This window comes from Rhodothermus marinus (assembly GCF_009936275.1).
Lineage (GTDB): Bacteria > Bacteroidota > Rhodothermia > Rhodothermales > Rhodothermaceae > Rhodothermus > Rhodothermus marinus_A.
The window spans coordinates 2,982,011-3,005,440 of sequence record NZ_AP019797.1 but is presented as its reverse complement, the minus strand read 5'-3'; the positions used below and the strand labels follow the sequence as shown (position 1 = coordinate 3,005,440).

Annotated in this window: 22 protein-coding genes; 12 read left to right on the top strand and 10 right to left on the bottom strand. The window is 65.2% G+C overall.

All coding sequences use genetic code 11. The features are described from left to right. Window positions 1-53 precede the first annotated feature (53 nt). The gene (locus GYH26_RS13105; RefSeq protein WP_161542032.1) at window positions 54-2,042 is read left to right on the top strand and encodes a sensor histidine kinase; all 1,989 of its coding nucleotides are present in this window, start codon (window positions 54-56) and stop codon (window positions 2,040-2,042) included. On the opposite strand, the gene GYH26_RS15750 is transcribed toward GYH26_RS13105, so the two are convergent. The 7 genes from GYH26_RS15750 to GYH26_RS13070 all read right to left on the bottom strand — a co-directional run bounded on the left by GYH26_RS15750 (window position 1,990) and on the right by GYH26_RS13070 (window position 11,078). Next, the gene (locus tag GYH26_RS15750) at window positions 1,990-2,298 is read right to left on the bottom strand and encodes a type II toxin-antitoxin system Phd/YefM family antitoxin (RefSeq protein WP_161542031.1); all 309 of its coding nucleotides are present in this window, start codon (window positions 2,296-2,298) and stop codon (window positions 1,990-1,992) included. The genes GYH26_RS13105 and GYH26_RS15750 overlap by 53 nt on opposite strands. A gap of 61 nt (window positions 2,299-2,359) precedes the next feature. Then, on the bottom strand, window positions 2,360-6,070 hold the full coding sequence (gene metH, locus GYH26_RS13095) for a methionine synthase (protein WP_161542030.1): 3,711 nt from the start codon (window positions 6,068-6,070) through the stop codon (window positions 2,360-2,362). A gap of 387 nt (window positions 6,071-6,457) precedes the next feature. Further along, window positions 6,458-6,781, bottom strand: a complete 324-nt coding sequence (locus GYH26_RS13090; RefSeq protein ID WP_161542029.1) for a DUF2442 domain-containing protein — start codon at window positions 6,779-6,781, stop codon at window positions 6,458-6,460. Beyond that, window positions 6,762-6,926 carry a DUF4160 domain-containing protein gene (locus tag GYH26_RS15695; RefSeq protein WP_161542422.1) on the bottom strand — a complete coding sequence of 55 codons (165 nt, stop codon included), beginning with the start codon at window positions 6,924-6,926 and terminating at the stop codon, window positions 6,762-6,764. The genes GYH26_RS13090 and GYH26_RS15695 overlap by 20 nt, the downstream gene beginning before the upstream one ends. A gap of 42 nt (window positions 6,927-6,968) precedes the next feature. Then, window positions 6,969-7,967, bottom strand: coding sequence for an IS701 family transposase (locus tag GYH26_RS13080; RefSeq protein ID WP_161540220.1), 999 nt, complete (start codon window positions 7,965-7,967; stop codon window positions 6,969-6,971). A gap of 188 nt (window positions 7,968-8,155) precedes the next feature. After that, window positions 8,156-9,982: a translational GTPase TypA gene (gene typA / locus GYH26_RS13075; protein ID WP_161542028.1), complete on the bottom strand. Its 1,827-nt coding sequence runs from the start codon at window positions 9,980-9,982 to the stop codon at window positions 8,156-8,158. A gap of 190 nt (window positions 9,983-10,172) precedes the next feature. Next, entirely contained in the window at window positions 10,173-11,078 is a 906-nt protein-coding gene (locus GYH26_RS13070; protein WP_161542027.1) for a c-type cytochrome, read from the bottom strand. A 213-nt stretch (window positions 11,079-11,291) separates the two neighbouring features. On the opposite strand from GYH26_RS13070, the gene GYH26_RS13065 reads away from it, so the two are divergent. Further along, on the top strand, window positions 11,292-11,882 hold the full coding sequence (locus tag GYH26_RS13065; protein WP_161542026.1) for an RNA polymerase sigma factor: 591 nt from the start codon (window positions 11,292-11,294) through the stop codon (window positions 11,880-11,882). Between the two features lie 50 nt (window positions 11,883-11,932). On the opposite strand, the gene GYH26_RS13060 is transcribed toward GYH26_RS13065, so the two are convergent. Beyond that, a complete protein-coding gene (locus tag GYH26_RS13060; protein WP_161542025.1) occupies window positions 11,933-12,940 on the bottom strand; it encodes an ADP-ribosylglycohydrolase family protein in 1,008 nt (335 codons plus the stop codon). A gap of 74 nt (window positions 12,941-13,014) precedes the next feature. Here GYH26_RS13060 and GYH26_RS13055 point away from each other — a divergent pair, with 74 nt between their 5' ends. From GYH26_RS13055 to GYH26_RS13020, 9 genes are all read left to right on the top strand, one after another. Beyond that, on the top strand, window positions 13,015-13,692 hold the full coding sequence (locus tag GYH26_RS13055) for a heme exporter protein CcmB (RefSeq protein ID WP_161542023.1): 678 nt from the start codon (window positions 13,015-13,017) through the stop codon (window positions 13,690-13,692). A gap of 2 nt (window positions 13,693-13,694) precedes the next feature. Next, window positions 13,695-14,423 (top strand): cytochrome c biogenesis protein, encoded by a 729-nt coding sequence (locus GYH26_RS13050; RefSeq protein ID WP_161542022.1) that lies wholly within the window; start codon window positions 13,695-13,697, stop codon window positions 14,421-14,423. Then, window positions 14,420-14,686, top strand: coding sequence for a CcmD family protein (locus GYH26_RS13045; RefSeq protein WP_161542021.1), 267 nt, complete (start codon window positions 14,420-14,422; stop codon window positions 14,684-14,686). Before GYH26_RS13050 ends, GYH26_RS13045 begins: the two co-directional genes overlap by 4 nt. Next, on the top strand, window positions 14,683-15,123 hold the full coding sequence (locus GYH26_RS13040) for a cytochrome c maturation protein CcmE (RefSeq protein ID WP_161542020.1): 441 nt from the start codon (window positions 14,683-14,685) through the stop codon (window positions 15,121-15,123). The genes GYH26_RS13045 and GYH26_RS13040 overlap by 4 nt, the downstream gene beginning before the upstream one ends. A gap of 122 nt (window positions 15,124-15,245) precedes the next feature. Next, window positions 15,246-18,380, top strand: coding sequence for a VPS10 domain-containing protein (locus tag GYH26_RS13035; RefSeq protein ID WP_161542019.1), 3,135 nt, complete (start codon window positions 15,246-15,248; stop codon window positions 18,378-18,380). 95 nt (window positions 18,381-18,475) lie between these two features. Continuing rightward, window positions 18,476-18,694 (top strand): CopG family ribbon-helix-helix protein, encoded by a 219-nt coding sequence (locus GYH26_RS13030; RefSeq protein ID WP_012844910.1) that lies wholly within the window; start codon window positions 18,476-18,478, stop codon window positions 18,692-18,694. Beyond that, window positions 18,691-19,110: a putative toxin-antitoxin system toxin component, PIN family gene (locus GYH26_RS13025; RefSeq protein ID WP_012844909.1), complete on the top strand. Its 420-nt coding sequence runs from the start codon at window positions 18,691-18,693 to the stop codon at window positions 19,108-19,110. Before GYH26_RS13030 ends, GYH26_RS13025 begins: the two co-directional genes overlap by 4 nt. 260 nt (window positions 19,111-19,370) lie before the next feature. Beyond that, entirely contained in the window at window positions 19,371-19,502 is a 132-nt protein-coding gene (locus GYH26_RS15380) for a hypothetical protein (RefSeq protein ID WP_262500451.1), read from the top strand. 125 nt (window positions 19,503-19,627) lie between these two features. Continuing rightward, window positions 19,628-20,617, top strand: coding sequence for a 3'(2'),5'-bisphosphate nucleotidase (locus GYH26_RS13020; RefSeq protein WP_161542018.1), 990 nt, complete (start codon window positions 19,628-19,630; stop codon window positions 20,615-20,617). Window positions 20,618-20,619: 2 nt separating this feature from the next. Here GYH26_RS13020 and GYH26_RS13015 read toward each other — a convergent pair whose 3' ends face one another. Continuing rightward, window positions 20,620-21,393 carry a TIGR01458 family HAD-type hydrolase gene (locus GYH26_RS13015; RefSeq protein WP_161542017.1) on the bottom strand — a complete coding sequence of 258 codons (774 nt, stop codon included), beginning with the start codon at window positions 21,391-21,393 and terminating at the stop codon, window positions 20,620-20,622. A gap of 8 nt (window positions 21,394-21,401) precedes the next feature. Continuing rightward, complete coding sequence (locus GYH26_RS13010) at window positions 21,402-22,166, bottom strand: aspartate/glutamate racemase family protein (protein ID WP_161542016.1); 765 nt, start codon at window positions 22,164-22,166, stop codon at window positions 21,402-21,404. 33 nt (window positions 22,167-22,199) lie between these two features. Here GYH26_RS13010 and GYH26_RS13005 point away from each other — a divergent pair, with 33 nt between their 5' ends. Next, window positions 22,200-23,381: a P1 family peptidase gene (locus GYH26_RS13005; protein WP_161542015.1), complete on the top strand. Its 1,182-nt coding sequence runs from the start codon at window positions 22,200-22,202 to the stop codon at window positions 23,379-23,381. Window positions 23,382-23,430: the final 49 nt, after the last annotated feature.

The following is a 23,430-nucleotide window of genomic DNA, read 5'->3' as shown; positions in this document are numbered from 1 at the left end:
AGTGCCCCTCGGGGATAGCGCGAGGATGCGAGGCCAGACACTGGGGGGTCGGTATGACAGGACAGACTGACACTTCTATAGCATATGCGCTTACGCACGCCATTCGCTCCTTGCTGACGCTGGCGTCCGGGGCGTTCCGGGTGCCGTGTGTCCGACTGCAACTCGAAAACAACGTCTGGGAAACGGAAGCCTGCGCGACGCTTCGGCTCGACACGGCCGTACTCGATGCCCAGGTGCGGGCGCGACAGGCGCCGCTGGTGCTGGAAGATACCGACGCGGCCGGCGTGCCTCGGTTGCGCTTCTATGCGGGGGTGCCGGTGGGTGAGGCCGGGGTGCTGGCGCTGGCCGACGTGCGGCCGCATCGGTTCGGGCCCGAGCAGCGGCTACACCTGGAAACGCTGGCCGAACTGGCCGCGCAGTTGTGGCAGCAGGAAAAAGCGCGGCGGCGCCAGCTCCGCTTCGAACGCCTGCTCCGGCAGAAGGCGGCCATTCTGGAGCGCATGGCACGAGGGGCACCGCTGCAGGCAGTGCTGGAAGAAATTGCCCGCTGGATCGAGTCGGAGAGCGCCTCCGGCGCCCTGGTTTCCATCCTGATGCTGCGGGGCGATCGCGTCTATCACGGGGCGGCGCCGAGCCTTCCCGAAGCCTATCGCCGGGCGATCGACGGCCGGCAGATCGGTCCGGCGGCCGGCACGTGCGGTACGGCCGCCTATCACCGCACCGAGGTGATCACCGAGGACATCGCCACCGATCCCCGCTGGGAACCCTACCGGGCGTTTGCACTGGCGCATGGCCTGCGGGCCTGCTGGTCGACGCCTGTGCTGGCGTCCGACGGTACGGTACTGGGCACCTTCGCGCTTTACTACCGGGAGCCACGCCGGCCGGACGCGCAGGACCGCGAACTGGTCGCACTGGCCACGCATCTGACCGCCGTGGCGCTGGAGCGGGCTCGCCAGCAGGCGCTGCTGCAGACGCGCGAGCGGCAACTGATGGCCGTGCTCGAACAGGCCGGCGACGCCATTCTGCTGCTGGATGCCGAGCAGCGCGTTACGCTTTTCAACCGGACGGCCGAGCGGCTCTTTGCCTGTCGGGCCGCCGACATCCTCGGGCAGCCGGTCGCCCGACTGCTACCGGACCTGAACGAAGTGCCGGCCACGACGGACGAACCCGTGCAGCTCGAAGCCGTCCGCTGCGACGGCACGCGCTTTATGGCCGAACTGTCGCGCACGACGCTGATGTCGGAGGCCTCGGCCGAAAGTCTGCTGATCGTGCGCGATCTGACCGAGCGCCTGCAGCACGAAGCCGAGCTGATCCGCGCTCGTGAAGAAGCCGAGGCCATGAACCGGCTCAAATCGACGCTGCTCACCAACCTGAGCCACGAACTGCGCACGCCGCTCACGACGGTGATCGGCTTTGCCGACGTGATCCGCGAAGAAGCCGCGCCCGGCACGCTCTTTCACGAATTTGCGCAACTGATCGCCGATGGGGGGCGGCGGCTGTTGCATCTGCTGGAAGAGGTCATGGATCTGGCGCAGCTCGAAGCGCAGACGCTGAAGGCCGGCCGGGAACGCCTGCTTCTACCCGAGCGTCTTCGACCGCTGATGGCCACCTATCGGGCACGGGCCGAGCAGAAGGGATTGAAGTTTCGGGTGCAGCAGGCGCCCGGTGTGGCGGTCTGGGCCGATCCGGAGCTGCTCGAACGTGCCGTCGAGCACCTGCTGGACAACGCGATCAAGTTCACCGAGCGGGGCGGGGTGACTGTCCGCTTCCGGCAGGTGGAGGATCAGGTGGGCATTGTGGTCGAGGATACGGGCATCGGGATTCCCGAAGCAGCGCTCCCGCACGTATTCGACGAGTTCTGGCAGGCTTCCAGCGGCATCGGCCGCACGCACGAAGGACTGGGTCTGGGACTGGCTGTGGCCCGTCGCTTCGTGGAGATCATGGGCGGCCGGATCGAAGTCGAGAGCACGCCCGGCAGGGGCAGCCGGTTTACGATCTGGCTCCCCGCAGCGCCCCTGACCACTCCGGTGCCCCGGTCGTGAGTTGTGAAGACATGGGCTTCAGGAGATGCCACGGAACGGTTTCCGGATCAACGCCTTCCAGCGAAGCGGTTACTTCTTCGGCGGTGAGTTTGCGTCGATGCAGCGCTACCGGACGCATTTCGGGCTCGTCGTGCTGAATCGGTACCAGCCGCGCTACTGCTTTACCCCGACGCGTCAGAATAACTTCTTCGCCCCGCAGGGCCCGTTCTACCAGCCGGGAAAGCTGCGTGCGGGCTTTTTGCAAACCGATTCGCATGGCATCGTGGTGATTTTTTCTCTGACAGGACGTAAAGCGCCAATCTGAGTTCCTGCACATTTCACGCGGCGTCGGCGCGGGCGGCCGGGTCGTAGGCCAGGCGTGGAGCCAGCCAGCGTTCGACTTCCTCGACGGTCATGCCCTTGCGCCGGGCGTAGTCTTCGATCTGGTCCATACCCAGGTGTCCCACGTTGAAGTAGGACGCCTCGGGATGGGCCAGGTAGTAGCCGCACACGGATGCGGCCGGGTGCATGGCCAGATGCTCGGTGAGCCGAATGCCCGTGTGGCGTTCGGCCTCCAGCAGTTCCCAGAGCGTCCACTTCTCCGTGTGGTCGGGACAGGCCGGATAGCCGGGCGCCGGACGAATCCCGCGGTAGCGTTCGGCGATCAGCTCCTCGTTCGTCAGTCGCTCATCGGGCGCATAGCCCCACAACTCGCGCCGGACGCGTTCGTGCAGTAGCTCGGCAAACGCCTCGGCCAGGCGGTCGGCCAGCGCTTTGGCCAGAATGGCCTGGTAGTCGTCGTGGGCGCGCTCGAAGCGGGCCACCAGTTCCTCCAGCCCGTGGCCGGCCGTCACGGCGAAGGCTCCGATGTAGTCGGCGCGGCCGCTCTCGACGGGCGCCACGTAGTCGGCCAGCGAGCGGTTGGGCTGGCCTGTCCGCTTGGGGGTCTGCTGGCGCAGGAAGTGCAGCACGGCCCGCACCTTGCGACGCGCTTCGTCGGCGAACACCAGCACGTCGTCGCCCTGGCTGTTGGCCGGAAACAGTCCGACGACACCGTGCGCCTGCAACCAGCCGTGCGCGATGATTTCGTCCAGTAGCTGGTTGGCGTCGGCAAACAGCCGTCGCGCCTCGGGACCTTTTTTCGGGTCGTCCAGAATGCGCGGATACTTGCCGCGCAGCTCCCAGGCCTGGAAGAACGGCGTCCAGTCGATATAGCGCCGGATCTCCGCCAGCGGGTAGTTGCGGAAGACGGTCAGGCCCGGACGGTTCGGGCGCATAATCGGCACGGCCGACCAGTCACACGTGAAGCGGTTGGCCCGCGCTTCTTCGATGGTCAGTAGTTGCTCGTCGGTGCGGCGACCGTGGCGCCGTCGGATCGCCTCGTACTCCTGGCGGATTTCTTCTGCAAAGGCATCACGACGGTCCGGATCGACAAGGGCGCTGGCCACCGGCACGGCCCGCGAGGCATCGAGCACGTGCACGACGGGCGCGTGGTAGCAGGGATCGATCTTCAGGGCTGTGTGCACCTTCGAGGTCGTAGCGCCGCCGATCAGCAGCGGTGTGTCGAAGCCGGCCCGCTCCAGCTCGCGGGCTACGTGCACCATCTCGTCGAGGCTCGGCGTGATCAGCCCGCTCAGGCCGATCAGGTCCACCCGGTGGCGGCGGGCCTCTTCGAGGATGCGGTCGGCGGGCACCATTACACCCAGGTCGATCACCTCGAAGCCATTGCACTGGAGCACCACGCCCACGATGTTCTTGCCGATGTCGTGCACGTCGCCTTTGACCGTGGCCAGCAGGATGCGGGCGCGCGGCCGCGTGTCGCCCAGTTTCTGCTTTTCGGCCTCCAGGAAGGGCACCAGATAGGCCACGGCCTTCTTCATCACGCGGGCGCTTTTGACCACCTGGGGCAGGAACATCTTGCCCGCGCCGAACAGGTCGCCCACCACGTTCATCCCGTCCATGAGCGGCCCTTCGATGACGGCCAGCGGCGAGCCGTACTTCTGGCGGGCTTCCTCGACGTCTTCTTCGATGAACTCCGTGATGCCCTTGACGAGCGCATGGCGCAGCCGCTCCTCGACGGGCGCCTGGCGCCAGGCCAGCGTTTCGGACTCGGCGGCGTCGGCGGCCGATTGCGTCAGCGTCTGGGCCAGCGCGATCAGACGCTCGGTGGCATCGGGCCGGCGGTCGAAGAGCACGTCTTCGATGCGCTCGCGCAGCTCGGGATCGATTTCTTCGTAGATCCCGAGCTGGCCGGGGTTGACGATGCCCATGTCCATGCCGGCCTGCACGGCGTGGTAGAGAAACACCGTGTGCATGGCCCGGCGGACCGGCTCGTTGCCCCGGAACGAAAACGACAGGTTCGAGATGCCGCCCGAGACGCGCGCGTAGGGCAGGTTCGTCTTGATCCAGCGCGTGGCCTCCAGAAAGTCGATGGCGTAGCGGTTGTGCTCCGGGATGCCGGTGGCGACGGCGTAGATGTTCGGGTCGAAGATGATGTCTTCGGGCGGAAAGCCGACCTCTTCGGTCAGGATGCGGTAGGCGCGGCGGCAGATTTCGATGCGGCGTTCGAGCGTGTCGGCCTGGCCCTGCTCGTCGAAGGCCATCACGATGACGGCCGCCCCGTACTGGCGCACGCGCCGGGCGCGTTCCTTGAAGACCTCCTCGCCGTCTTTGAGCGAAAGCGAGTTGACGACGCCCTTGCCCTGCAGGCACTTCAGCCCGGCTTCGATCACCTCCCACTTCGACGAGTCGATCACCACGGGCACGCGGGCGATTTCCGGCTCGGTGGCGATCAGGTTCAGGAACGTGGTCATGGCCTGCACGCCGTCGAGCAGGCCCTCGTCCATGTTCACGTCGATCATCTGAGCGCCGTTTTCCACCTGTTCGCGGGCCACGTCGAGCGCTTCTTCGTAGCGACCCTCGCGGATCAGGCGGGCGAAGCGGCGCGAGCCCGTGACGTTCGTCCGTTCGCCGATGTTGACGAAGTTCAGGTCGGGTCGGAAGACGAGCGGCTCCAGGCCCGAAAGGCGCAGCGTGCGCGGCACCTCGGGGATGCGGCGGGGCGGAATGCCTTCGAGCGCCTCGGCGATGGCGCGGATGTGCTCGGGCGTGGTGCCGCAGCAGCCGCCGGCCAGGTTGAGCCAGCCCTCGCGGGCGTAATCGGCCAGTTGCGCGGCCATGTACTCGGGCGTTTCGCGATACTGACCGAGTTCATCGGGCAGCCCGGCGTTCGGGTAGAGGCTGGTGAAGACGGTGGCCACACGGGCCAGCTCCTCGATGAACGGACGCATCTGGCCGGAGCCGAGCGCACAGTTGAGTCCCACCGAAAGCAGGTGCGGCATGTGCGCAATGGAAATCCAGAAGGCCTCGGGCGTCTGGCCCGAAAGCGTACGGCCGCTCTGGTCCACGATCGTGCCCGAGACCATGACGGGCACGGCCCGGGCGCGCGCGCGAAATTCTTCCTGAATGGCAAAGAGCGCCGCCTTGCAGTTGAGCGTGTCGAAGACGGTCTCGACGAGCAGCACATCGACGCCGCCGTCGAGCAGCCCGCGCACCTGCTCCCGATAGACGGCCACCATTTCGTCGAAGGTGACGGCCCGGTAGGCCGGATTGTTGACGTCGGGCGAGATCGACAGCGTCTTGTTGGTGGGGCCGATGGCACCGGCCACGAAGCGGGGGCGCTCGGGGGTGCGGCGCGTAAATTCGTCGGCAGCCTCGCGGGCCAGGCGCGCGGCCGCCACGTTGAGTTCATAGACCAGGTGCTCCAGCCCGTAGTCGGCCTGCGAGATGGCGTTGGCGTTGAAGGTGTTCGTTTCGATCAGGTCGGCACCCGCTTCGAGGTAGGCGCGGTGGATGTCGCGGATCAGTTCGGGTTGCGTCAGGACGAGCAGGTCGTTGTTGCCCCGCAGCGGATGGGGATGGTCGGCAAAGCGCGCGCCGCGGAAGTCTTCTTCCGAGAGGCGATGGCGCTGGATCATCGTGCCCATCGCCCCGTCGAGGATCAGAATCCGCTCCTGAAGCAATCGGGTCAGCGGGTGCGTGTCGCGCATCGGTCTTTTCGATAAATACCGGTCTGTGCGGAAAAAAATGCAACGCCCCCCTTTGTCGGGCGTTTCCCGTTGATGCGCGTAGTCCGGCACGAAGCGAAGTGCCGGTAAGCGTTGCCGGCTATGCCTGACGGTTTAAAAGGGACGCGGAAATAATATGGAATCGCTGATTTACCAGTGCATGGAGGGTATCACACCTCGAGTGGCGGACGTGATCCGGTGGGTATGATCGGGCGGACACAGGGGTCCGCCCCTACGCGGAGGAAGGTCATCGTTTGTCCGGTAGGGGCACACCGCAGTGCGCGCCCGTGCTTTTTCATATGCACAATGATTTCCCGGAAATCGTATAACCTGTATAACCTGGACAGCCCGATCATCAAAGAGGCGGCGCTATGTCTCGCGCTGTCGTGAAGTTGCCTGTTGGCGCCGCTGCTGCAACCAGTGCTGGAGGGTGTGTTGACTTTCCTGAGAAGGAATGCCGGCCAGCAAATGGGCTACCTCAATATCTTCGTCCAGCTCGGGCCAGTGAATGCCTTCCCCGTTGCCGATGAAACGCCAGTTTGCCCGCTCCTCGGGCGTACCATGCAGCAGCCGGGGGAACCAGGCCAGCGGAACGCTGATCGTGCGGCCGTCTTCCAACGCGACGATCAGTTCTTCGTCGGTAACCTGTACCTCTCGGGCACGAACGCCTCGCTCAATCACCAAAGTATGCATGCCAAGCGGCTAAAAATTCTTGTTCCTGCTCTTCGATTAGCCTTTGCAAGCGCCTTATCTCCTGGGGGCGAAAACCTCCACTTGTCTGCAGACGCACAGGATTTAACCAGAATTTAGCCACGTTGTTTTCCCGCTCGACATGGATGTGCGGGGGTTCTGAACGATCACCGGAATAAAAGAATAGGAGTTACGCAGTTGAATGAAGGATCAGGGAGGGAGAGGCCAAGTAATGACGGATAGCCTCCCGAAGGATGGCCTGTTTGGCCTCAAACCAGCTGATACCACGCTGCAAACGGGCCACTTCCAAGCGCAAAAAGGCTCGAATGGCCAAACCAATGTGGTTGCGCTGGGCTTCAGCCACACGAAATTGCCCCCGTTCGATCCCTGTGAACTGCTTCAGACCCTGATGATACACCTCGATTTGCCAGGCATGCCGGCCATACGCGGCGGTTTCTTCCAGGGTCATATCCAGGCGGCTGCTGGCCCGGTATTCCTCGCGACCGTCTGGGGTCACCGTCTTGAACACCTTCACCCAGCCGTACCCTTTCAGATGCATCACACAACCTTCAGCAGGGATCGGCCAACTCGATACCGGACGATTCCGGCGCTCGCCCTCTACCGAAACCAACCGGTTGGCTTTCAAACGCGTGAACCATTCCCATCCCAGCTGGCGCACATACTTCAAGTTGGCCAGACTGGCATACCAACTGTCAAAGACAACCAACCGGGGCTGAAAGCCACGCGCATGGGCCGTTTGCAGCAGGGCTCGAAAGTGGTCATTCTTGGTCAGGCCGTCTTCTGCCCGGTTGTAAAGGCGAAAATCGCAAGGCAGGCGTGCTTGGCCTTCGGTCCACAACAGCGAGATCAGGTTGATGCCCTGGACCACCCGCTTGTGCTTGCCCGACCAATGGCGTGTCACCCATGCCATCTTCCGAGCATGGGGCTTGTCCAGCGTGGTATCGTCCACCACCAACACCCCACGGTCTGGCCGGACAAAGGGGGCCACCTCCTGCCACAGGGCTTCCGTATCGGGCGGAATCCGCTTCAGCAGACGCGTATAGGCATCATGCGCCGGGGCGTTGAGCTCCCCTGCCCGAATCCGAGCCGCTTCGGTGGTGGTGAAGACCCGTTGGGCCGCAACCAAGAAATGAATGTAATCTAACTCATCCACTTTCGACGCGTTCACGGTTGGCCTCCCAGACTAAAGCGTTGTCCCAGTGTGCCTCCCAAAGTTACATCATCACGGTCAACTGCGTAAGTCCTAAAAGAAAAAGCGATAGGGACCAATGTATTTGATTGTGGGCATCGGTACACCCACGGGCATTCTTTACAAAATATAGCCATGGCCGCGTGGTATTGCAACAGAATGCCCATTCAGGCAACTTCCTGCTGCTGGCGGAGGGCGTGGCGCTTGCGCTCGTGCGGGTCGAGGTAGCGTTTGCGCAGGCGGATGGCCTTCGGGGTGACTTCGATCAGCTCGTCTTCGCGGATGAACTCGATGGCTTCTTCGAGCGAGAGCTTGCGGGGCGGCACGAGCTTTTCGAATCCTTCGGCCGTGGCCGAGCGCATGTTCGTGAGCTTCTTTTCGCGCGTGATGTTGACCTCCAGGTCGCCCTCGCGGCAGTGTTCGCCCACGATCATGCCGGTGTACACCTCGTCGCCGGGTTCGACGAACAGTTCGCCGCGCTCCTGCAGGTTGAGCATGGCGTAGGCCGTCACGCGGCCCGGACGGTCGGCCACCAGCGCGCCGGTGGCCCGGTGCGTGATGGGTCCGGCCCACGGGCGGTAGCCGTCGAAGAGGTGGTTGAGCAGGCCGGTACCTTTCGTGTCGGTCAGAAACTCGCTCCGGTAGCCGATCAGTCCGCGGGCGGGGATCTCGAATTCGAGCCGCACGCGCCCTGTGCCGTGGTTGATCATCTTCGTGAGCACACCCCGACGCATGCCCAGCTTCTGCACGACGACGCCCATGTATTCCTCGGGTACGTCGATCAGCACGCGCTCGTAGGGCTCATGGAGCTGGCCGTCGATGCGGCGCGTGAGCACACGCGGCTGGCCCACCGTGAACTCGTACCCCTCGCGGCGCATCTGCTCGATCAGAATCGCCAGCTGGAGCTCGCCACGGCCATAGACGAGGAACGCGTCGGGCGAGTCGGTCTCCTCGACGCGCAGCGCCAGGTTGTTCTCAGCCTCTTTGAAGAGGCGCTCACGCAGGTGGCGGGAGGTGACGTACTGGCCCTCGCGGCCGGCGAACGGACCGTCGTTGACGCGAAACTCCATCGAGAGCGTGGGCTCGTCGATGTGCAGCGGCGGCAGCGGATGCGGATCGTCGGCGTCGGTGATCGACTCACCGAGACCGATGCCCTGCATGCCCGCCACGGCCACGATGGCGCCCGGACCGGCCGCGTCGGTTTCGACGCGCTGCAATCCCTCGAATTCAAACAGGGCTGTCACCGAGGCCGGCGTGCGGCGGCCGTCTCGATGGCACAGCAGGACGCGCTGGCGGTTGCGCAGCGTGCCCTGTACGATGCGGCCGATGGCGAGCGGTCCGCGGTAGGGGTCGGGCTGGACGTGCGTCACCAGCATCTGCAGCGGAGCGTTCGGATCGCCCTGAGGCGGCGGAATGTGCGTCAGGATGGCCTCGAAGAGCGGCCGCAGGTCGGTCAGCGGCGCGTCGGGGTCGTGCGTGCAACGGCCTTCCTTGGCCACGGTGTACAGGACGGGAAAGTCGAGCTGGTCTTCAGTGGCGTCGAGATCAATGAACAGATCGTAGATCTCGTCGAGCACCTGGCGCGGGCGGGCGTCCCGTCGGTCGATCTTGTTGATCACCACGATGGCCGGCAGCTTCAGGGCCAGCGCCTTGGAGAGCACGAAGCGCGTCTGGGGCAGGGGACCTTCGGCCGCGTCCACCAGCAACATGATGCCGTCGACCATGCGGAGCGTGCGCTCGACCTCGCCGCCAAAGTCGGCATGGCCGGGCGTGTCCACGATGTTGATTTTGACGTCGTTGTACCATACGGCCGTGTTTTTGGCCATGATCGTGATGCCCTTCTCGCGTTCCAGATCGAGCGAGTCGAGCACGCGCTCCTGGACCTCCTGATTGGCCCGGAAGATGCCGCTCTGCCAGAGCATGGCGTCGACCAGCGTCGTCTTGCCGTGGTCGACGTGTGCCACGATGGCGATATTGCGCAGGGGATAGCTCATTGCACGTCCTGAGTCTGAAAAGAGATGCCCGCTTTGCTGCAGGGCCGCTGTCTTTCGCGCGGCGTGGAGAAAGGTTCCGGCTTTTTTGCGTTTTGAGAAAGCGTGCAGCCGGATAAATGAGGCACGGGAGATGGGTGCGGTAGGGGCACACCGAAGTGTGCGCCCGCTCAGGGTGCGAGCGTTGCCCGGTTCAGTGATTTCCCTCCGGCGTCGAGGGCAGGGTCTGGAGGAAGGCCCAGAGTGCCCGGATTTCGACGTCGGTCATCTGGGAGGTAAACCGTACGGGCATGTACCGGGCATCGAGGGCCGAACCGTCGGGACGTGTGCCGTCGCGGAGGGCGCGCATGAAGTCGGATTCGCTCCAGGTCCCCAGGCCGGTTTCCGGGTCGGGCGTCAGGTTGGAGGCCAGAGGCCATTCGGGCGGGACGCCGGGGATGGGGCCGCCGCTGAAGCCCGGTCCGTGACACCCGGCGCATGAAGTGGCCAGATAGGCGCCATATTCGGCCGTGGGGCCATAGGGTGGGGCTGGCCGGTGCGGAGCGTCGTGATCGATCAGCCGGGCGGTGAGCAACAGCGGCAGGTTGCCCGTCAGGTGCAGCATGCGGCCCAGGGGACCGATTCGGATCGGCACATCGGAGCGGTCCACCGGCGACAGGTGGCGTACGTAGGCGATCAGCGCCGTCAGATCTTCGTCGCTGAGCTGGTTGTACTCGATGGCCGGCATGAAGCGCAGGGGACGGCCGTCGCTCCGTACGCCATGGCGGACGGCCCGCTCCCAGTCGGCCACGGTCAGCACAGCACCCCGTCCGCCGCGGGTCAGGTTGGGGCCGGCAAAGCGGCCGAGCATCGGATCGTCGATGAAGATCTGGCCGCCGAAGTCCACGCCGTGACAGTCCATGCAACCCCGGATCGTGGCCACGTGGCGACCGCGCGCCAGCGTGGCAGAGTCGTCGGCCACCGTCAGGTTGACGGCGTGGAGCGTGTACTCCTGTTGCAGATGGCGGCCGGAAATGAGGTAGACAACGCCGATCCAGAGCACCACCAGTCCCACCATCAGCCCGAGGCCGATGCCCAGCACGCGAAAGGTCCTTGCCATGCCCGTCTCCGACAGGTGTGCGAAAATTGTTCAAACGGCAAAACAGTATATGCACAACCTGACGAACGCCCGTGCGTGTTTATGAAGTAAGGCCGGTCGTATTCGGCTTGTAAGTGCCTGTAAAATCGCGTTTATGGCTTGCGCCTGGCGCTCTGCGCCTTCAATCCGGCGCTGTTTTTGCCGATACCCGGCGGGGGAACCGCCGCGAAGACCATGACGGACGCAACGCTCGGACTGTTACTGCTGCTGGCCCGACAGGGCGCCGTCGGCGTGCTCGACGACACCGAACTGGCCCGGCGCATCCGAAATGGAGACCAGCAGGCGTTCCGCATGTTTTTCGAACGCTATCATGCGTTTCTGCTGCACTACCTGGAGCGGATGGGCGTCGCACCGGAAGTGGCCGAAGACCTGGTGCAGCAGGCGTTTCTGGCCATCTGGGAGCGTCGGGCGCAGATCGATCCGAATCGCTCGCTCCGGGCGTTTCTGTTTCGAATCGGGCACAACCGGGCGCTGAACCACTTCCGGAACACGCGCCGGCTGAATTCGGACGAAGCATTGCCGGAGCTGTCGGATCCCTCGCCGGGAGCGGACCGTCAGACCGACGTCGCGTTGCTCCGGGCGCGGCTCGAGGAAGCGATCGCCCGGCTTCCTGAACGCCGCCGCGCCGTCTTCGAACTGTGTTTTCTGCAGGACCTGACCTATCGGGAGGCGGCCGAAGTGCTGGGCATCAGTCCCAAGACCGTGGAGAACCAGATGACCCAGGCGCTCCGCCAGCTCCGGACCGCCCTGGCTGATTTCCGATAAGGGTCCCCGAGACGAAGATCTTTTGGGAGGCCGACTTCTCTATGATTTGGTCAGTGCGGTTCCATTCTGGCGGTCTGCAGGGCCCGAAGGAAGGCGCGTGCGGTGGTTTCGAGGCGATCGGCGGCTTCCAGCTCGCGGCGCCAGGCTTCGGGAAAGGCCTGCCAGCCGTGCCGGGCGCCGAGCAGGGCGCCCACCATGGCCCCCACGGTGTCGGCGTCGCCCCCGACGTTGATGGCCGACAGCAGCGTGGCTTCGAGCAGGTCGGGGTTGCGGGCGAACATCGCCACGGCGAAGGGCCAGCTCTCGTCGGCCCGGGCGCTCGTGCCGTGGCAGAGATCCTGCAGGTCCAGCGGAAAATCGCGCAGGTGATCGGTCAGCAACGCCAACCGTTGCGAGCAGGCGGCCGACGCATCGCCGAGTTCGGCCTCGGCCTGCCGGACGGCTTCGAGAAGGCGGTTCCAGAAAGTCGGCGGGTCGAACGCTTCCGGCGGCGTGCGCAGCACCTCGGCCACGGCGAAGGCCTGTCCGATGCCGGCCACCAGCGCGGTGGGGTGGCGGTGCGTGACCTGCAGCACGACCCGGATGAACGTCAGCGCCTGCGCAAAGGGCACCTCGAGCGCCGCCCACCAGACGCCCAGCGGAGCGGCCCGCATGGCGGCGCCGTTGGACGGATGGGCAGCGTCGCCCGCTTCGGTCCAGGGCGTGCCCGCGGCCAGGCGCTCGACGGCCGCCCGGCTCGTCGGCCCCCAGCGCCGGGCTTCGGGCAGCAGCGCCACGTAGGCGGCGGCCAGCCGCTCGCCGAGTGCCGCGTCGAAGCGGTCGGGATGATCGGTCGCCCGCAGCCAGTCGGTCAGCGCTTCGGTCAGCGCGAAGGTGAACTGCGTGTCGTCGGTCCACTGACCGGCCGCCAGATCGCGGCGGTGCCGGTCCGGCTCGTACTGCTTGATCCCTTTGTAGTAGGTGCGGACGTTCGTGTGGCTGAGGCCCTCGACGGGCATGCCCAGCGCGTCGCCCACGGCCGTGCCCATCAGGGCCCCGAGCATGCGATCTTCGGTCATTTCTTCGGCGGATTTTCTTCTGCGGTCCTGTATCTTTGAACGATTCGCATGGAAGGTACGAAACGACTGCTTGTATGAAGGCCTGGCTGCGCGGATTCTGGGCCGTCTTCGAAAAGGACATCAAGCTGGAACTGCGGGCCCGCTACGCGATCAACATGCTGCTGCTGTTCGCGCTGGGGGCGCTCGTGGTGATGGCGTTTGCGGTGGGGTCGACGCCGCTGAGTGCGCGTGTGCAGGCGGCCCTGCTGTGGACGGTGCTGCTGTTCGCCGCGGCGGTCGGCCTGGGCCGGGCCTTCATCAGCGAGGAGGAGCGGGGCACGATGCTTTTGCTCCAGCTCAACCTGCGGCCAGGTGCCGTCTATGCCGGCAAGCTGCTGGTGAACTTCGCGTTGCTGCTGGCGCTGAACCTGGTGGCGGTGGGGGCGTTTGCCGTGTTGCTGCGGGTGCAGGTGGCCTGGCCGGGCCTGCTGGCCCTGACGCTCGTGCTGGGGTCGATCGGGCTGGCGGGTGCCACCACGCTGCTGAGCGCCCTGATCGCGCGGGCGGCCGGCGGCCGCGGGGCCCTGTTGCCCGTGCTGCTGTTTCCGGTGCTCGTGCCGCTGCTGCTGTCGGCCGTCGAGGCCACACGCAGCGCGCTGCTGGTGGCCGAGGGCTGGGCGGCGGCCACCGACGAACTGCTGACGCTCGTGGGCTTCGGCGGGGCCGTCATCACGGCGGCCGTACTTCTGTTCGATTACATCTGGCTGGACTGACCATGGCCGAAACGGCGGACATCGTGAACCTGCGGCGCTACCGGCTGATCCGGAACGCCGTCTTCGTGTGGCTGACGCTCGTCGTGCTGGGCGCCTTCCTGCTGCGCATTCCCCGCATTCACATCCTGGAGCACACGGCGCGCAACCTGTATTTTCACGTGCCGATGTGGTTCACGCTGATGGCCGCCGCGCTGGTATCGGCCTACCACTCGCTGCGCTATCTGCAATCGGGCGATCCCGTTCGAGATCTGCGGGCGCGGGAGGCGGCGCGGGTGGGCATCGTCTTCGGGTTGCTCGGACTGGCCACCGGGATCGTCTGGTCGCGCTTTACCTGGTATCTGGGCACGTCGCTCTGGTGGAATTTCGACCCGAAGCAGTCCTTCGTGCTGATCCAGCTGCTGATCTACGGCGCCTACTTTGTGCTGCGCAGCGCCGTCGAGGACCCCGAAAAGCGCGGGCGCGTGGCGGCCGTTTACAACCTGTTCGCCTTCGTCACGATGCCGTTTCTGCTGTACGTGCTGCCGCGCCAGATGGAAAGCCTGCATCCGGGCGCCGAGGGCAATCCGGCTTTCAGCGACATCACGCATCCGATCATGCGGCTGGTGTTCTATCCGGCCGTGATCGGGTTCATCGGGCTGTTCTGGGTGCTCTACACGCAACGGGTGCGGCTGGCCCTGCTGGAGCGGCGACTGGAAATGCGCAAAGCCACCATGCTGGAGCCAGAATCATGAAGTTGCAGGCGCTGACCGACACGACGGGCATTGCCACGCCCTACGATACGATCTGGGCCACGGCGGCCGTTCCCACGAAGCCCCCGCAGGGCATCGAGCGCGTCATGCTGGCCGAAGACAAGCTCTACGTGGTGCTGGCCGTCGTGCTGATCATCTGGTTCGGATTGATTTTGTTCATTTTCCGCACGGATCGGAAACTTGACCGCCTGGAACGCACGTTGCAGGAACGTCTCCCGGAAGCCAACACGGGGTTGTCGTCATGAATAAGCGGTTGATGAAAACGATGGTCGGCGTCGTCCTGCTGGGCGGCTTTTTCGCCCTGGTGATGATGAGCTTTGGTGAAAAGGTGGGCGGGTACATGAATTTTGAGGAGGCGGCCGCCAGCGGGTCCGAGGCACACGTGGTGGGCCAGTGGGTGCGCGAGCGGCCCGTGCGCTACGATCCGGCGCGGAACGTGTTCACGTTCTACATGCGGGATGCGGCGGGCACGGTGCGGCGCGTCGAGTATCCGAATCCCAAGCCGGCCAACTTCGAGGATGCCGAACAACTCGTGGTGATGGGGCGCATGCAGGGCGACGTGTTCCATGCCCGCGAGATCCTGATGAAATGCCCCTCGAAGTACAACGACATGCGGGCTTTGCAGCAGCCGTCCCGGCCGCCTTCGGACGCCGCCCGCATGCCGGCCATGCCCAACGAATAAGCAAGTTGCTTTGCGCATAGTCAGACGCGGGCTCCACAAGGAGCCCGCGTTTTTTATGCTGGCGATTGTTTTCGGAAGGGGTTACATTATGCCGGAAACATGCACCAAGCCCTGATCCGGCCATGCGTTACGGTCTCCTGCTCCTGCTGGCGTTTCTGCTGTTGCCCGAGCCCGGCGTGTGGGCGCAGCGACAGACGCCGCAGCCGCCCCACGGCTACGATCCGGCCCTGTTCGACACGCTGCACTTTCGCATGATCGGCCCCTTCCGGGGCGGCCGCTCGACGGCCGTCACGGGCGTGCGCGGCCAGCCGCTCGTGCACTACTTCGGCGGAACGGGCGGCGGCGTCTGGAAAAGCACCGACGGCGGCCAGTCGTGGCAGAACATCTCGGACGGCTACTTCGGCGGCTCGATCGGCGCCATCGCCGTGAGCGAGTGGGACCCGAACGTGATCTACGTGGGCGGTGGGGAGGAGTCGATCCGCGGCAACGTCTCGCACGGCTACGGCATGTGGAAGTCGACCGACGCCGGCAAGACGTGGACGTTCATCGGGCTTCCCGATAGCCGCCATATCGGTGACATCGTGATCCATCCGCGCAATCCCGACCTGGTCTACGTGGCCGTCATGGGCCACGCCTTTGGACCGAACAGGGAGCGGGGCGTCTACCGGAGCAAAGACGGCGGTAAGACCTGGGAGCAGGTCCTGTTCGTAAACGAAGATGCGGGCGCGGTGGACCTGGCAATGGATCCGACGAACCCGCGCATCCTGTACGCCACATTCTGGCGCTTCCGGCGCACGCCCTACAGCTTCGAAAGCGGAGGTGAGGGCTCCAGCCTCTGGAAGAGCACCGACGGCGGCGACACCTGGGTGGAGCTGACGCACAACCCCGGCATGCCCGAGCCGCCCATCGGAAAGATCGGCATCACCGTATCGGCCGACCCGAACCGGCTCTATGCGATCGTCGAGGCGCGCGAGGGCGGCGTGTTTCGGTCCGACGACGGCGGCAAGACCTGGCGGCGCGTCAACGACGACCGCAATCTCCGCCAGCGGGCCTGGTACTACAGCCACATCGTGGCCGACCCGAAGGACCCGGACGTCGTCTACGTGCTGAACGTGGGCTTCTGGAAGTCGAAAGACGGCGGTCGCACCTTCACGCGCATCCGCACGCCGCACGGCGACCACCACGACCTGTGGATTGATCCGGACAACCCGCAGCACATGATCATCGCCGACGACGGCGGCGCCCAGGTGACCTACGACGGCGGCGAGAACTGGACCACCTACTACAACCAGCCCACGGCGCAGTTCTACCGCGTCACGACCGACAACGTCTTCCCCTACCGCATCTACGGGGCGCAGCAGGACAACTCGACCGTGCGCATCTACAGCCGCTCGGACGGCCCCGGCATCTCCGAACGCGACTGGGAGCCGACGGCCGGCGGCGAGAGCGGCTGGCTGGCCCCCGACCCCAAAGACCCCGAAATCGTCTACGGCGGCTCCTACGGCGGCTACCTGGAACGCTACGACCACCGCACGCGCCAGTCGCGCCGCGTGGACATCTGGCCCGACAACCCCATGGGCCACGGTGCCAGGGATCTGAAATATCGCTTCCAGTGGAACTTCCCCATCATGTTCTCGCGGCATGATCCCAACGTGCTCTACGCGGCCGCCAACGTGCTCTTCAAAACCACTAACGAGGGACAGAGCTGGGAGCAGATCAGCCCGGACCTGACCCGCAACGACACGACCAAGATGGGACCCTCGGGCGGACCCATTACGAAGGACAATACCAGCGTAGAGTACTACGGGACGATCTTCGCGCTGGCCGAGTCGGTTCATGAGCCCGGCGTGATCTGGACCGGCTCGGACGACGGACTCATCTACCTGACGCGCGACGGCGGCAAGACCTGGCAGAACGTGACGCCGCCCCCGTCGATCATGCCCGAGTGGATCCAGATCAACAGCATCGAACCCGATCCGTTCAACCCGGGCGGCCTCTACGTGGCGGCCACCATGTACAAGTGGGACGACTTCCGGCCCTATCTCTACAAGACCAAAGATTACGGCCGCACCTGGCAGAAAATCACCAACGGCATCGCCGAGAATCATTTCACGCGCGTCATCCGCGCCGATCCGGAGCGGCCGGGCCTGCTCTACGCCGGGACCGAGAGCGGCCTGTACATCTCCTTCGACGACGGGGAGCACTGGCAGCCGTTCCAGCTCAACCTGCCGATCGTGCCCATCACGGACCTGGCCGTCAAGGGCACCGACCTGATCGTGGCCACGCAGGGCCGGAGCTTCTGGGTGCTCGATCATCTGGAGGTGCTCCGCCAGCTCACGCCCGAACTGGCCCGCCAGGACGTGATCCTCTTCAAACCGAAAGACACCTACCGGTTGCGGGGCGGCACCTTCGGCGATCCGCCGCCGGGAATGGGCGAAAACCCGCCGCCCGGCGTGGAGATCTTTTTCTACCTGAAGGAAAAGCCCGACACGGCCACGGTTGTGAAGCTGGAGATTCTGGAAGAAGACGGCGACGTGATCCGCACGTTCGCCACCAACGCGAAGGAGCGGCGTGACCGGCTGGAAGTGCGGGCCGGCAGCAACAGGTTCGTCTGGGACATGCGCTACCCGGACGCCGAGGGTTTCGAAGGGCTGATCATGTGGGCGGCCAGCCTCCGGGGACCGCTGGCCCCGCCGGGCACCTATCGGGTGCGGCTCACGGTGGGCGATCAGGTGCAGGAGCAGACGTTCCGACTGCTCAAGGATCCCCGCAGCACGGCCACCGACGAGGACTTGCAGGCGCAGTTCGCCTTCCTGATGGAGGTGCGCGACAGGGTCTCGGAAGTGCACCGTACGATCAAGCACATCCGGGAAATCCGGCAGGACCTTCGGGAGGTGATCGGGCGGTTGCCGGACGACTCGACGGGCGCAGCGCTGCGCCGCCAGGGACGGTCCATCATCCAGAAGCTCACGCAGGTGGAAGAGGCGCTCTATCAGACGAAGAACCGGGCGCCGCAGGACCCGCTGAACTTCCCGATCCGGCTCAACAATAAGCTGGCCGCGCTGATGGGTGTGGTGGGCACGGGCGACTTCCGCCCCACGGATCAGGCCGTGGCTGTCAAAAACGAGCTGGTGGCGCAGATCGACGGCTGGCTGGCCCGCTACCGGGAAGTGATCGAACGCGAACTACCGGCCTTCAACGAAGCCGTACTGGCGCTGCGGTTGCCACCCGTGGCCGTGCCCGCCGCGACGGAATAAGGCGGCGTACCGCAACGAAAGCGAGGGAAACACGAAATCAGTTTTGTAGTGGGATAAAGTGTATTACAGCGCAATACACTTTTCCGAAGTAAGCGATGAGCACCGTCCTGACATTCCGCATTGACGAGGAACTGGCGCAGAAGCTCCAGGAGGCCAGCGAATGGTCCGGACGTCGGCGCAGCGATATTGTGCGCGAGGCGCTCCGGCGTTACCTGGCCTTGCTTGAGTTCGAGGCGCTCCGCAGCCGGATTCTTCCAGAGGCAGAAAAGCGCGGCTATCTGACCGACGATGATGTTTTTGCCGAGGTGTCGTGAAAGTCTTCCTCGACACAAACGTACTGGTCAGCGCGCTGGCAACCCGGGGACTATGCGCCGACCTGGTGCGTCTGGTACTTACCCGACACGAACTGATCGTGGCAGAGGTCGTGCTTGAAGAATTGCGGCGCGTGCTGCGGGAGAAGTTCGACGTTTCAGAAGAAGCGGTGCAAAAGGTCGAGGCATTGCTTCGGGGCTATACGGTGGTCTCCGCGCCGGAAGCATTGCCGGACCTGCCGCTGGATGCAAACGACCGCAGGGTGCTGGCAGCAGCGATTGCGGGGGATGCCGATGTGCTGGTGACCGGAGATCGTGAGCTGCTTGATCTCGCTGGCCTTGTAGAGCGACCTCGTATTCTTGACCCTCGAGGCTTCTGGGATCTACTGCATGCCTCGGAAGGGTCGGCAGAGGTTTGAGGCGCATATGAGCAAACTGCGGACTTTAGCACAGAGCATGCGGTCGTCCGGATCCGCTGGCAACGGAGATCGATATGGTCTGGGTGGTGCCAACCCGATGCGTGTGGAGGAGAAACCTCGCTGCTGGTGGTGCACTACGGCATGTTCCGTCCCAGGGAGTGTCCCGATCAGGACATGACCCCTCACGTAGCGTGGTGGAATTACCGGTGGGAGTACTCTTGGAAATTGCCGAAGCGGGCGGTTGGCACCTATGACGTGCCGTGTTTCGGTGGAAGGTGGATGTGGAGCCGGGGGAGTACATGCTTTCGGTGTTGATTGTACGTCTGGACATGGCGGCCGAGCCGGTGGGCGGAGGTTTCTTTGTAACGGTGGTAGACAGCCTTTCGCAATAGAGTATCTGCTAACCAGAACGCGCGCACATCATGCAGGGGCGAGATAGTTGACACGTGGTTCACAGCAACCGGGCGCCGGGGTGCGTATCTTGTCGCATCCCGGCGTTTTTTTCTGAGCCAGTCTCATGGATCGCATGTTCACGGCAGAACACGAGGTGGCGCTGGCGGCCGTACGTGAGGCGGCCGTGCTGTGCCGCAACATCCAGGCGGCCATCGGGCCCGATGTGCTGGAGAAAAAGGACCGGAGTCCGGTCACGGTGGCCGACTTCGGCAGCCAGGCGCTCATCTGCAGGCGGCTGGCCGAGGCGTTTCCGGACGATCCGGTCATGGCCGAAGAGGACAGCGCGGCGCTGCGAGAGCCCGCGCAGGCGGCGTTGCTGGAGCGCGTCGTGGCCGAGGTGCGGCGCCTGGTGCCCGAGGCCACGGCCGAAGCGGTATGCGCCTGGATCGACCGCGGCAACCTGACGGCCTATCGGCCGCGCTTCTGGACGCTGGACCCGATCGACGGCACGAAAGGCTTCCTGCGCGGCGACCAGTACGCCATTGCGCTGGCGCTCGTCGTGGAGGGACAGGTGCAGGTGGCCGCGCTGGCCTGTCCGAACCTGCCGCTTACGCCCGGAACGGACGCGCCCCGGGGCGTGGTCTTCACGGCCGTACGGGACGAAGGCGCGCTGGCCTGGCCGCTGGACGGAGAAGGGGAACCCGTACGCATTCAGGTGAGCGCGACGGCCGATCCCGCGCAGGCGCGCTTCTGCGAGTCGTTCGAGTCGGCGCACAGCGCGCACGACGCGGCGGCCGAGGTGGCCCGGCGGCTGGGCATCACGTTGCCACCCCGGCGACTCGACAGCCAGGCCAAGTACGCCATGGTGGCGCGGGGCGAGGCCGACCTGTACCTGCGGCTGCCCACGCGGCCCGGCTACGTCGAAAAGGTGTGGGACCACGCAGCCGGTGCGCTGATCGTAACCGAGGCGGGCGGGCGCGTGACGGACATCCACGGCCGGCCGCTGCGCTTCGACCTGGGGCCGACGCTGGCCGAAAACCGGGGCGTGGTGGTCTCCAACGGCCGGCTGCACGCGGCCGTGCTGGAAGCCATCGCGGCCGTCGGCGTCGCGTAGCGCTACGGACGTAGATCGGCCACCGAATCGACCACGGCGTCGGGCCGCACCGGTCCTTCGAGGTCAGACAGGCGGAACTTACCGGTGCGGACGAGTACGCCGCGCAGTCTCGCCTGCATGGCCGCCTCGACGTCGGTGCGGATGTCGTCGCCGACCATGGCCACCTGCCCGGGCGGCAGCGCCAGCGCCGCGCAGATCTGCTCGAAGAAGCGCCGGTCCGGCTTACCGAAGATCATCGCCTCGCGCCCCGTGGCATATTCGAGCGCGGCGATGAACGGTCCGGCATCGAGCTGAAGCCCGGCGTCGGTCTGCCAGTAACGTGTGCGGCCCAGGCCGATCAGACGGGCCCCGTGTTCCAGAATCAGACGAAACGCATGGTTGAGCTGCTCGAAGGTCCAGGCCGGTCCCAGGTCGCCTACCACGACATAGTCCGGGTGATGGTCGTCCAGCCGAACGCCCGCGAAGTCCTCCAGTGCAGCCTCGGGTACCAGCAGGTAGGCCGAGGCGCCCTGCGCGCGGAGGAAGGCACCGGCCAGGGCGGGCGGGCTGAACACCCGGTCGGCCGACGCCTCGAAGCCCAGCCGCCGGAGTTTTTCGACGAGCTGGCGGCGGCTTTTCGAGGTGGTGTTCGTGGCGAAGCACACCGCGTAGCCGGCCTGTTGCAGCGCACGTACGGTCGCGACGGCGCCGGGCAGCGCCTGCTCACTCTGGTAGAGCGTGCCGTCCAGGTCGAACACGAACGCGCGCACGTTCCGGAGTGCTTCGGGCAATGGCATGGCGGGTTTCAGAGCGGTTTGAGCTGTTCCGGATAGGTTTCCCGGATCAGGGCGCGGGCCAGCGCCAGCGAAGGGTCGATGATCGGGATCCCATCCACCTCCGGTTCAGGTACGGCCAGCGGCAGTTCGGTGCAGCCCAGCACGACCGCCTCGACGCCTTTCTGGCGCAGGTGCTCGATGCCTGTCAGTACGCTCTGGCGTGCAATCTTGGAGACCGGATGGCTCTGGGCTTTGAGGCCGTAGGAGGGGTCGAAGATGGCCCGGTTGACGATGGTCTCCTGCACGCTTTCGTCGGCGATCACCGCTTCGTAGCCGGCGGCTTCCAGGGCTTTCCGGTAGAGCCCGAGCCGGTAGGTGGCCAGCGTCGAGAGTACACCCACGCGCTTGACGTCTGGATAGTGCTCGCGCAGAAAGCGTACGGTCTCCTCGATCAGGTGCAGCACGCGCACGCGGCTGCCCGTGCGGGCCAGTTCTTCCAGGATTACATTGAAAATACTCGGGGCGTGTGCCGTGTTGCAGGGGATTCCGACGACGACGGCCCCGACCGACTCGGCCATCCGGATCTGCTCGGCAATGGCGTAGGCCGGGTTCTCGGATGTTTTGCCAAAAAGAAACGTGCTCCGATCGGGCACGCGGTCGCCCATCGAAAACAGCACGACGGGCAGGTGCTCCTGGTCGGAAGCGGCAATGGTCTGGTCGAAGATGTGGCGGACCAGTTCCAGCCCCGCGTAGGGGCCCATCCCACCGATCACGCCGATGACTTTATCTTTCATACAGAACCTCCGGCAAAGACTGTGGGGCAAACGATGCGAGTATATTCAATCGGAAGGCACTTCGTCAAACGATCCCTCTGCAAAGTGGTTTACGGTGTGTTGCTGCTGAGCTGGAGCGCAGGGGCGCTGGGCCAGTCTGCCGAGCGCCCCCGGGCCCGCGAGCTGGGCATTGCGCCGGGTATTTTCCGGCCCGGACCGTTGAACGCGATCACCGACGTACCCGGTGTGCGGGTGGGGCACGTCACGCTGATTCTGGGCGATTCGGTGCGTACGGGCGCCACGGCCATCCTGCCGCACGGCGGCAACCTGTTTCAGGAGAAAGTGCCGGCCGGCATTGCCGTGGGCAACGGTTTCGGCAAGCTCATGGGCAGCACGCAGGTCATCGAACTGGGCGAGATCGAAACGCCCATCATGCTGACCAACACGCTTTCGGTGCCGCAGGCGGCCGAGGCGATTCTGACCTGGACGCTCCGCCAGCCCGGCAACGAAACCGTGCGCTCGGTCAATCCGGTGGTGGGCGAGACGAACGACGGTTTTCTGAACAACATCCGGGCGCGGGTGTTGCGCGCCGAGCACATCCTGCAGGCCATCGAGCAGGCCAGCGACGGTCCGGTGTCCGAGGGTAACGTGGGGGCCGGTACCGGCACGATCGCCTTCGGCTGGAAGGGCGGCATCGGTACCAGTTCGCGCGTGCTGCCCGAGGTGCTGGGCGGCTATACGGTGGGCGTGCTCGTGCAGGCGAACTTCGGAGGGATCCTGCACATCCTGGGCGTGCCGGTGGGGAAGGAGCTGGGACGCTATTATCTGAAAGAGGTGGTCGAGGACACGTCGGCCGACGGCTCCATCATGATCGTGATCGCTACCGACGCGCCGCTTTCGGACCGGAACCTGACGCGGCTGGCCCGACGCGCGTTTCTGGGCGTAGCGCGAACCGGCTCGCCCATGACGAACGGCTCCGGCGACTACGCCATCGCCTTCTCTACCGCGCCCGAGGTGCGGCGCACGCCGGAGCGTCGGGCCGGCGTGGGCACCTACCGGGAGCTGTCCAACGACCGCATGTCGCCGCTTTTCCAGGCCGTGGTGGAGGCCACCGAAGAGGCGATCTACAATGCGCTGTTCCGGGCCGAGACGATGGAAGGCTACCGGGGACGGGTCGAGGCGCTTCCGCTGGATCGGGTGCAGGAGATTCTGCGAAAGTACGGTCGGCTCCCGTGAAAGCCCTTCAAAAGCGGATCCCTTCGGACGCCGGGGCGTTGACTGGACC